The sequence below is a fragment of the Cetobacterium sp. ZWU0022 genome, from assembly GCF_000800875.1.
Classification (GTDB): domain Bacteria; phylum Fusobacteriota; class Fusobacteriia; order Fusobacteriales; family Fusobacteriaceae; genus Cetobacterium_A.
Window position 1 is genome coordinate 1 of sequence record NZ_JRJZ01000194.1, and the last position, 1667, is coordinate 1667.

Annotated in this window: 2 protein-coding genes; both read left to right on the forward strand. The window is 37.1% G+C overall.

All coding sequences use genetic code 11. The annotated features are described in order from the left end of the window. Window positions 1-786: transketolase (locus tag L988_RS13105; protein WP_047384951.1), on the forward strand; the 786-nt coding region annotated here is incomplete at its 5' end. 17 nt (window positions 787-803) lie between these two features. Next, on the forward strand, window positions 804-1667 hold an 864-nt coding region (locus tag L988_RS13110; protein WP_047384952.1), incomplete at its 3' end, for a transketolase family protein.

Genomic DNA, 1667 nt, shown 5'->3' on the forward strand with positions numbered 1-1667 from the left:
AGAAAAGACATTGTTCAAATGATTTGTAAATCTAAGTCAGGACATCCAGGAGGATCATTATCAGCGGCGGATATAGTTACTGCACTATATTTCTCAGAGATGAATATAGATCCTAAAAATCCTAAAATGGAAGGAAGAGATAGATTCGTATTATCAAAAGGTCATGCAGCTCCAGTTCTTTACTCTGCATTAGCTGAAAGAGGATATTTTGATAGAGCGCTTTTAGATACTTTAAGAGCTTATGGATCACCTTTACAAGGACATCCAGATATGAAAAAACTTCCTGGAATAGAAATCTCTACTGGTTCTTTAGGACAAGGGTTATCTGTAGCTAACGGAATGGCACTTTCTGCTAGAATGTCTGGAGAGGACTATAGAACTTATGTTCTTATGGGTGATGGAGAGTTACAAGAAGGTCAAGTGTGGGAAGCTGCAATGACATCAGCTCATTATAAGTTAGATTCAATCTGTGCTTTCATTGACTCAAACAACCTTCAAATAGATGGAAACGTAGATAAAATTATGGGTGTAGCACCTCTAGATAAAAAATGGGAAGCTTTTGGATGGAATGTAATCCAAATAGATGGACATAATTTCGAAGAGATTTTTGCCGCTTTAGATGCTGCAAAAGCTACAAAAGGAAAACCAACAGTTATTATTGCTAACACTGTAAAAGGTAAGGGAGTATCATTCATGGAAAATGTTTGTGGATTCCACGGTGTAGCTCCAACATGTGATGAAACAGAAAGAGCGATAGCAGAGTTAGAAAAAGTATCAGAGATATAATAAATTTGGAGGAATAAATAATGAAAAAATCTACGAGACAAGCTTACGGAGAAGCATTAGTAGAGCTTGGAAGACAAAATAGTAATATAGTTGTTTTAGATGCAGACTTGACAAAATCAACAAAGACAAACTTATTCCAGGAAGAGTTTCCTGAAAGACATATAAACGTAGGAATAGCTGAAGCTGATTTAATAGGAACGGCAGCAGGACTTGCAACTTGTGGAAAGGTTCCATTTGCTTCAACATTCGCGATGTTTGCGGCTGGAAGAGCATTTGAGCAAATCAGAAATACAGTAGCTTATCCTAAGCTAAATGTAAAAATTGCTCCAACTCACGCGGGAATCTCTGTAGGAGAAGATGGAGGATCTCACCAATCGATTGAAGATATCTCTTTAATGAGAAGTATTCCAGGAATGGTTGTACTATCACCAGCAGATGCGACAGAAACTAAGAAGATGATATTCGCAGCAGCAGAGTACAATGGACCAGTTTATATTAGAATGGGAAGATTAGATGTTCCAGTTTTATTTGATGATTCATACGATTTCCAAATTGGAGTAGCAAATACTTTAAAAGATGGAAAAGATGTAGCAATATTAGCAACAGGACTTATGACTGCAAAAGCTTTAGAAGCAGCTGAAAAGTTAGAAGCTGAGGGAGTATCTGTAAGAGTAATAAACGTAGGAACAATAAAGCCACTAGATGGAGAGACTGTTTTAAAGGCAGCTCAAGAAACTAAGTTTATTGTAACAGCTGAAGAGCACTCAGTTATCGGAGGACTTGGTTCAGCAGTATCAGAGTTCTTATCAGAAACTCATCCAACGTTAGTTAAAAAAGTTGGAATCTATGACAAGTTTGGTCAAAGTGGAAAAGCTGAAGAG